This window comes from Streptomyces sp. NPDC088246, from assembly GCF_044741025.1.
Taxonomy (GTDB): Bacteria; Actinomycetota; Actinomycetes; order Streptomycetales; family Streptomycetaceae; genus Streptomyces.
In genome coordinates, this window is sequence record NZ_JBIURV010000111.1 from 1 (window position 1) to 9,025 (window position 9,025).

Annotated in this window: 4 protein-coding genes and 2 pseudogenes; 5 read left to right on the forward strand and 1 reads right to left on the reverse strand. The window is 65.9% G+C overall.

The window, feature by feature from the left end:
- The 4 genes and pseudogenes from ACIPEK_RS45575 to ACIPEK_RS45590 form a co-directional block, all read left to right on the forward strand.
- Positions 1–1,352: hypothetical protein (locus ACIPEK_RS45575; protein ID WP_402008698.1), on the forward strand; the 1,352-nt coding region annotated here is incomplete at its 5' end.
- Between the two features lie 885 nt (positions 1,353–2,237).
- A pseudogene (locus ACIPEK_RS45580) lies at positions 2,238–2,975 on the forward strand (transposase); the annotation flags it as partial.
- A 323-nt stretch (positions 2,976–3,298) separates the two neighbouring features.
- Positions 3,299–3,769, forward strand: a pseudogene (locus tag ACIPEK_RS45585) (transposase); the annotation flags it as partial.
- Between the two features lie 384 nt (positions 3,770–4,153).
- Complete coding sequence (locus ACIPEK_RS45590) at positions 4,154–4,369, forward strand: hypothetical protein (RefSeq protein WP_402008700.1); 216 nt, start codon at positions 4,154–4,156, stop codon at positions 4,367–4,369.
- 492 nt (positions 4,370–4,861) lie between these two features.
- Here the strand turns inward: ACIPEK_RS45590 and ACIPEK_RS45595 are convergent, their stop codons facing one another.
- Entirely contained in the window at positions 4,862–6,592 is a 1,731-nt protein-coding gene (locus ACIPEK_RS45595; RefSeq protein ID WP_402008702.1) for an AIPR family protein, read from the reverse strand.
- Between the two features lie 1,680 nt (positions 6,593–8,272).
- Between ACIPEK_RS45595 and ACIPEK_RS45600 the strand changes: the two genes are divergently transcribed.
- Positions 8,273–8,974 (forward strand): CRISPR-associated endonuclease Cas3'', encoded by a 702-nt coding sequence (locus ACIPEK_RS45600; protein WP_402008704.1) that lies wholly within the window; start codon positions 8,273–8,275, stop codon positions 8,972–8,974.
- Positions 8,975–9,025 lie beyond the last annotated feature (51 nt).

Consider the following 9,025-nt stretch of genomic DNA (forward strand, 5'->3'; position numbering starts at 1 on the left):
GCGATCCGAAAACCGATCACTCTCAACTGCCTTCAACTGTCCTGGCCTTGGCACACCAACTCAACGAGCCAGCACCTGCAAAGTCACCGGTATTGCGCCTATGGGAGCAATTCCTGACCCACGTCCTGACCGAACCGGGTACACGCGGCGCCGACCGCACCATGCTCTTGACTGCCGCCTACCTCGAAGGCGCACCACTGGAACTGTGCATCAACGTTGCGGGCAAATTCGACGAACCTGCTGAGGGCCGCACGCGGCGCTACCGGGAAGGCCGCAGCCCTCGGCGCCGAATGCAGACCGTCGGCGTTGACGTCTCCGACGACGACCGGGCCGTTTTCCATAGAATGCCCGGACTTCCCATGGCCGCCATTCGCACGGACTGGCACCACTGGGCCGAAGAGCGCCAAGCCACTACAGACTGGCTCAAGCGGATCACCGCACCCGGTGTCATCCCCGACCCGTGGCCCGAACAGATCGCTATGCGCCTGCTCGAGCTGTCCCGCAACGCGATTGACCCACCCCTCTTCCCCGTCCTCAAGAGCTGGATCGAAGCGACCACCAGCGCCGACGACCCGCGCCTGCATACCGCCGCCAGCATCTTTACCGCAGCAGCAACAACTCCCGAACTCGAGCACGCCACCCATCGCTACCTGCTCGACTTCACGAAAGGCAAGCTCAATCACCGCACCACTGTCGCGCTGGTCTGCCGCGGACCGTACGGCACACGTCACCCCCATAAGGCGCTCACCCGGCTTCGCTGGGTCCTCGGTCCTCCTGTCGAGGACCCAGCCACCGCCATTGCCACCGATGCACTGATCACCCACGCCACCGCGAGCAATGACGGCTTCACCCGCGTGATCAACGCGGTCGAAACCTGGCTCAGCCGCTACGAAGAACACGCAGCCGGGCCACGAGCCTTTCTCGCCCTCGCCGACCCCGCCCAGGGCGTGCTGCCCCAACTCCTCACTCGAGCCCAAGCCTCCCCACGCGAACGCGAGTTCCTTGTCGAGGCATGGACTACCACCCTCACCCACCCCGCCGTCCGTGAACGCGCCTACACCATTCTCGTCGCCTGGGCCCAGGCCGTACATGACCGACGCTTTGACCAAGACTTCGTCTTCTCCCTCCTCATCGACGTTCGTAACGCCCACACACCCCGCGACGCCATGTCCCGCTTCCTCTACGGCAACCCCGAAGCCGAGGACCCCGCACTCGTCGAGGCACGGCACGCTCTCGCCAACCTCCACACATGTCGCCACACCGTTTGCGCCCGCCCTGACTGTGGCCTGCGCCCGCAACCCTCCGGGGCAAGTGCCCACCCGCCTGTGCCGGACCCTGGAGGTACGGGGTGAGACCGGTACCCCCGGTACCTGCCAACTGCCCCAGATTCCCCCTCAGCCGGTGGATCCTTGCGCCCTTGACCACCTGGCGAGCCCGGCACCTGGCCACCCACTTTGGCCCCGGGATGGACGCCCGCACAGCCTGGGCGCTGGCCCGCCTGCGTGACAAGCCAGAGGAACTTGCCTATGCCCTGAGCCAGCTCTCCCCGAACCAAATGCCTCGATCAGCGACGTACAAAGAGAGCACTGATAACGAATCCTGACCCGCTCCGCCGAATTCACTGTGAGGGTCCAGCCATCCAAGCCGAGCGGCTGACTATGGCCGGGGGGATCGAATGGCGGCCTGAATCACGCTTGTTTGAGCCAGAACTGATGACGGCTCACCGACTGCAGACAACGATCAGCGTGCCACGGTTTCGTCGGGCGCGTGCGGACCTCTTGGGCAGGGGAGTGGCCATGCCGCTCTTGCTGCTGCGAGGTACGAGCGGGCATCGAATGAGATGAGTCCCGAAGCTGCCCCCGCGGTGCCAGCCTGGAGGATCGCAGCCGCGGCAAAAGAGCGCTGGGTTGCGGCACGAGAGCGAGACAAGTCGCGCTCACTGCGTGGGACAGAACCTGGAATGCTCTATTGGGACATCCAACCGTGAAGTCGCCCCCCGCTCGCGCGGGGCTGAGATGTCGATGTCCATCATGTTGTCCGTGGAGCCGGAGTCACCCCCGCTCGCGCGGGGGAGCAATGCTCAGGACCTGTGGATCGGCCCGGGAAGGCACGCAGAGGGCGTACCTTCCCGAATGATCCTGTGATGGTCACCGAGTAGGCCCGCGTTCGCAGCGCGGGTCGGGAAGGCACGCCCGCTCAGCGTAGTCACCGACGACGGCTCCACCCCCTCCGGCTCCCTGATCGACGAGATCGTCCGCGAAGGCGCCCGCCGGATGCTCGCCGCCGCACTGGAGGTGGAAGTCAACCAGTACATAGCCGAGTTGGCGGCTGAGACTGACGAGAGCGGCCGACGCCTGGTGGTCCGCAACGGCCACCATCGGCCCCGCACCGTGGTGACTGCGACCGGGCCCGTCGAGGTCACCGCGCCACGCGTGAACGACCGCCGCGTGGACGAGGCCACGGGCGAGCGGCAGCGATTCTCCTCGAAGATCCTGCCGCCGTGGTGCCGCAAGTCGCCGAAGATCTCCGAGGTGCTGCCGCTGCTCTATCTGCACGGCCTGTTGTCCGGCGACTTCGTGCCCGCCTTGGAACAGTTCCTCGGCGGCACGGCCGGGTTGTCGGCCGCGACGGTGACCCGGCTGACCCGGCAGTGGCAGGACGATCACGCCGCCTTCCAAGGCCGGGACCTGTCGGACCGCGACTTCGTCTACGTGTGGGCCGACGGCGTCCATCCGAAGGTCCGGCTCGGGCAGGCGCACTCGTGCGTGCTGGTCCTGCTCGGGGTCCGGCTGGACGGCACAAAGGAGCTGATCGCCCTCGCGGAGGGGCTGCGTGAGTCCACCGAGTCATGGGCCGACCTGCTGCGCGACTGCCGCCGCCGCGGCATGCGCGACCCCGAGCTGGTCGTCGCCGACGGCGCGATGGGCCTGTGGAAGGCACTCGCCGAGGTCTTCCCTGCCGCCCGGCATCAAAGGTTGGCTCTGTACATGTCGAGGAGCAGCGTTTCTACAGCAGTTCGGGAGGCACTTCGGCGGCCGGCGCCGAGCTGTTCACGACGATGGACAGCACCGCCCACCGCGGGGGAAGCGCCCCGCCGTCTGCGCCGCCATCGGAGCCCGGGGGCCGAGGACAAAAGCGCTGGCTACGGGGCCAGGTGATCGGTGGCGCAGCATCGACGCCGTCGCGCGGGCCGCGGCGGCGTAACGCCTCCCGTTCTCGTCGACATCGACATCCCGGCACGGCAGGTGCCTCCCGCAGTCGTGAACAACTGCTGTCGTGAGTCGTCGATAAAGCCAAAAGGTGCTGGGTTCACAAGGCCCGCAATGTCACCAACGCCCTGCCGAAGTCCGCGCAGCCTGGCGCAACGAAGGAGATGCAGGAGATCTACAACGCCGAGGACCGCACCCACGCCGAGAAGGCGATCGAGGCATTCGCGAAGACCTACGGCACCAAGTGGCCCAAGGCCGTCGCGAAGATCACCGACGACCGGGAGGAACTACTGGCGTTCTACGACTTCCCGGCCGAGCACTGGATCCACCTGCGAACCACCAACCCGATCGAGTCCACGTTCTCCACCGTCAAACTCCGCACCAAGGTCACCCGCGGCGCCGGCAGCGCAGCAGCGGCGCTGGCGGTGGTGTTCAAGCTCGTCGAGTCCGCCCAGGCCCGCTGGCGCGCGATCACCGGTGCCCACCTGGTGCCCCTTGTCCGCACCGGGGCCCGGTTCGAGAACGGCGTCCTGGTCGAGCGCCAGGAGCAGGCCGCGTGACACGAAAGACAGTTGCACAGATCTGGTGCAGCGATGCGACACTGCCCCTATGACCAGGCCAGAGCTCTCCGAACTCGACTATCTGCGGGAGATCGAACGGCTCGCCAAGGCAGTCACCTCCGCAGCTGCCGGCGAGCATTGGTACGCCGGCGACGCCGAAGGTGAGGGGCCGCTCCAACGCAGTGTCAACGCTCTGGGAAGGACGCTGCGGCACTACCACTTCCCCCTGGACGGGTGCCTGGAGGAGGAGGCAGAGCGCCCACAGGTTCCCCTCGCCGCCGTGGCCCTCATCCGCCCCGAGGCCATGCCTATCGGCACCAACGAGACCTACCCGCATGCCTGTGCTCGACTGGGAGTGGAAGCACGCCCCGAAGGGTGGGCGTTGTGGGACACCTGGACGGCAACGCGAAGGTCACCATGGTCGTCTCCGCCGTGGACACCACCGAGGGCCTCCTCGCCAACTGGGCCAAGGGCAGAAACCTGCTTCCCGTCATGCCTCTGCCTTCCCAGATCGCCCAGGTCCACGCCGGTTGGACCGGCTGGGCGTCGATCTTCTCCCCCTACGGCAAGAGGAAAATCGGCCTCAACGGACAGCCGTGATCCACAGGTATTGACTATTGCTCCGCGCGGGGCTGAGGCTTACTGAGCTGCAGCGTAGCAAGAGCGCTCAGCTGTTTTCATTGACTTTGGCGTATCTTCCCACGCTCGCAGACGGTTTCAGCGCAGGTACAGGTGCTACGTCAGCTGCCGGGTACATGCCGGAGGGCGGCGGCGCACGGCAACTGGTGGCCGCGGAGCGGGGATGTTGCGTTCAATCGCGATGCCCTCTTCTCGGGACAGAGTGCTGCACGGTGCAAGGCTTGACCGCTCAGAGGGGGCCTACCCCGGTCCGCATGCCGTCTTTTTGCGGGCAGGACCATTCCTGGCGCGACCAGTTTCAACGCACAGCGTCGTCAGCGGAGCTCTCCGAGGATGCGCCGCTAACCTATATCGCTCTGACCAGCTGCATTGTCCCTGTCTTCGATGAGGCACCCGACATCGGATGGGGCCGGAACGGCCAGAATCTACCGAGCAAGTCTTCGGAGTTGGCTGTTAGTGCTCGATGTGGAAGCGGCTTTGTGAGATGACGGACTGGCGGACCCGGTTGGTGAATTCAGGGCTGCGGGCGATCCGGTCGACGCCGCCGGCCTTGTTGGCGCGCAGGGCGGATTTGAAGTTCTGGTCGAGGAGCCCGGTCATGCGTTCCATGAGGTCGGTGTCGAGATGGTCGAGGTCGATGTTGAGCAGGTCGCGCGTGGTGGGCTGCCGCAGCCGGGTGAGCGCGTAGGCGGACACGCCAGCGAGTGGGTAGAGCCAGTTCTCGACGGTTTCGCCGAGCAAGGGCCGGTCCTCGGCGTACTGGATCAGGAAGCGGCGCAGGCGCGTATGCACGTCCAGCGTGAGGCGGTAAAGGTCGAGGTCACGCTTGGGGGAGAAGATCTGGTTGTAGTGCTTGTCGTCCAGCAGCAGGGCTTCCGAGTGGCGCAACGCTGTGTGCGGCTCACGGAGCGCGAAGGCGGTGAACTCGCGTGCCAGACGGGCCATACTGACGACCTGGTCGAGGGGAAAGCCGAGGTTACGGTAATAGCCAGCCCGGCGTTCGTAGTGGTAGCCGCCACCATGGGCGAGGCTCTCCTCGATATCCTTCTGGATGGACTCCGTCGCCCGCAGCGCCCCCGCAGGCAGCTGCGTCTGACTGTTGGTGGCCCGGATGATCCTGTCACGTGTGGTGCCGGCCTCCGGCGCGACGACGATCTTGACCAGCAGGGACCTGTCGAGGTGCTTCCCGCCGGCCTGGAAATAGCTGTAGACCTCGTGGCTGGTCTGAAGTCCGTTGACGATCTGGGGGTCCTTGATAACGATCTTCTTACCCGCTATCTGAGCGGCGTCGGCGACGACGGTGACACCATTGTTGAACCACCAAAAGTCCTCACGCGTACCGGACTTCAGGGTCCCGCCGATGGCGTTGTTCACCGCGGTGGACCCGGCGTAGTCCCGTACGTTCGACTCAAACAACTCCAGCCGCAGCGCCTCGTTGTCAGAGGTAATGAATCGGTAGTACTCGTCCAAGCGGGCCAGACAGACGTAGCCCTCGCCGAGCGAAGTGCTCATTGGCGTCTCGGAGAAGACGAGTTGCGCTACCGCCTTGGCCCCGCGGGCAGTCCGTTCCCGGAGGTCAGCAGCGTTCAAATATTCAATGGTGGCCTCCGTATCGGAGGTGATCCGCGCGAGCTCCCGGCGCAGCCGGTCGCCCTTGGACTTCACGTTCGGATGCGGGCCCTCCGCGGCCTTGCTGGCATAGATCACCTTCACCCGCACCTGCGGGAACGACGAGGCGAGCTCTTCAAGGACGTGCAGGAAACGGCGCGTGCGCTCCAGCAGCTTGGCGTTGGTGTGAGGAGCAAGGTCGTCCTCATCGCGTCCCATATCGAGAAGTGCAGGCAAGTGAAAGTGCAGCTTCTCCACGACCGTCTCCTGGTAGCCAGGAGACGTCTTGGCCTGCAGAACGACGAGCTCGATCGTGCCTGCCCTCGAGGCCAGGTACTGGTGAGCATCGGCCGTGACGTAACGGCCGTCGACGAAGGACCAGATGCCGTCGATACCGCAGTCGTGCGCACCGTCCACGATGCCGTCCGTGATCTCGTCGTTGTCGAGATCCCAGTCCTGCAACGCCTTGTCAGCGGCGAAGAAAGTGAAAAAATCATCCCGCCCCTGATTCGGGGCCAGCCGGCGGTGCTGATCATCCAGGATGCGGTCGAGCAGCCGCTGGTCGTTGCTCTGCACTGATGTCACGCAACACCCCCAATACGTATGCGAACGAGACAAGATGGTCGCAGGTGCGTGCGACTAGGGGAACCCCGCGTCGACTGCCCATTGTGCGTGCACGGGGAGGACGCGGGCGGCTGGCCTGGCCACACACCTGCACTGGCCGCCGCTGGGGGCACGCTGATCATGAACCCGTCACCGAACGCTGCCTTGTCAGGGACCCCGAGGAGAGGTGGCTCGAAGCTCGACCTTGCTGGTGGATTCGGAAAGTATCCGCTGTTCTTCGAACGACGTTAGCGGCCGTGAGTATGAGCCAGCTACACCATCGAAAGCCACAGCGCGCTCCCTACTCTGCGCGCCACTATGAATGAAGCCACCCCCGCTCGCGCGGGGTCGAGGGCTGCATCTGCGGGGGGCGCGCGACGACGCTGGGAGTCACCCCCGCTCGCGCGGGGTGAATTGCTGGAACCGGGAGAGCAACCGGAAGACATCGAGCCACCCCCGCTGCGACGGGGTAAGTACTGCCGGGCTGTGAGCGTAGCAAGCACTGCAACCGCTGGCTCGGCCCCGCGAGCAGGGGTGACTCCCTACCAGTGCAGAGGTCGGAGAAGTTGCACGGGCCAGGCGTCACTCCCGCGTGCGCGGGCTCTACTCCGTCAGGTGTTCGGTGGTGCGGCCCTTTTCCGGGTCACTCCCGCTCGCACATGCTCCGCTCGATGGATCCGAAGCGGTGGGTGTGGAAGAGCGCATCACTCCCGCTCACGCGGGCTTTACCGCGGCGGCTGCGGTGCGGACGCTCTTGAGCCCGGTTCACTCCCGCGCGCGGGCTCTGCCTGCACCCCGACTCCGAGGTCTGGCTCACCGGCGGGTCACTTCTCGCGCGGGCGCTGAGCCTGTTGTTCGCGCGGAGCCTGGCCGGGCATCGGGTCACTCCCGCTCGCGCGGGCCCTACAACCCGGTGTGGCCGGCGGAGTGGCAGCGGCACGGGTCATTCCCGCTGCCGCTCGCGCGGGCTCTACGTGGCCAGGCCCGGGATCGACCGCTTCAGGTCCGGGTCACTCCCGCTCGCGCAGGCCCTACCTGATCTGGGAGGCCGACATCGGCACAGGCACCGGGTCACTCCCGCTCGCGCGGACTCTAACGGAAGCCGATCGACTCCCATAGGGCGGCGATCGAGTCATTCCCGCTTGCGCGGGCGCTACCGATACGACTCCGTGTCATGAGCACACACTAACGAGGCACTCCCGCTCGCGCGGGCTCTACGCGGACGCGGTCGTCCTGACCACGTACGCCACCGAGTCACTCCCGCTCGCGCGGGCTCTACCTCATCGTCGAAATGAACTTGGAGTACATCGCCGAGTCACGCTCGCGCGGGCGTTACACGTTCCACCAGAAGGTGGAAGAGGCGGCCGCGGAGTCACTCCCGCTCGCGCGGGCTTTACATTGCGATGATCTGGTCCGCCACGGACGGCGGCGAGTCACTCCCGCTCGCGCGGGCTTTACCCTCTTTGACCTGGTCATTCTGACAGGCTTTGCCTGTCATTTGCTCGCGACTGGCTAGGGAAATGATGCCACATCAGAGGTTGAGTCCGTACGGAGATGGACAGGCAGAGCGTGGATTCTAGTGGGCGCGAGGGTGGTTGCTCTGTTTTTGGGCGATCACACTGTCGCGGATTCCAGGGGTGGCAGCATGTAGGCATGGGAGCTGTTGAGGACGCCCGGTACGACGGTGTTGACCGTCGTCCCTGGGGGAAGTTCGATAGTGCGACGCTGACGGTGTATTCGCTGCTGTTCCACTTGATCGATGTGGGTGCGGTGGCCGGGGTGCTGTGGGACCGGTTCCTGACTCCGAGCCAACGCGAGGTCATCAGCGCCGGGCTCAACGTCTCGCAGGAGCAGGCGCGTTCGCTGGTTTCTTTCCTGGCGGCCATGCATGACATCGGAAAGCTGATCCCGTACTGGCAGTCCCTTGAGCCCTCGGCGCGCATACGGCTGGGGGAGGACCTGCTGGCGGACACGGGCCCGGTGGTGCACGTGCCGCACGCCCGCGCGTCGATGCATGCGGGGCTGCATCTGCTGGGCGAGCTGGGATTCGCCGTCGGCGGGAACGACAGTCCCGCCGTACGCGCTGCTCAGTGTCTGGGCGGGCACCACGGCCGGTTTCTGCAACTCGACGTGGACGGGGCGGCATCCGTTCACCGGGTGCAGGCCACCCTGGGCGGACCCGTGTGGCAGGACCTGCGCCGCCGCTACACCCGGCTGCTGTGGCACCTGTTCGGCCTCGACGAGGCTCCGGATCGGGTGTCGGTCGAGGCTGCGGTGCTGATCACGGGTCTGACGATGGTCGCCGACCGGGTCGCTAGTGCCGTAGCAGGGAACGTTTGCCCTGTTGTGATGTGACGCGCCGTTCGGGTGCTGTGCCGGGCGGCGTGTGGCCGTCACTCTGTTGGG

Bases quoted from the DNA above. Each gene is read 5' to 3' on its own strand.
- ACIPEK_RS45600 (WP_402008704.1), top strand. From the start codon at position 8,273: ATGGGAGCTGTTGAGGACGCCCGGTACGACGGTGTTGACCGTCGTCCC.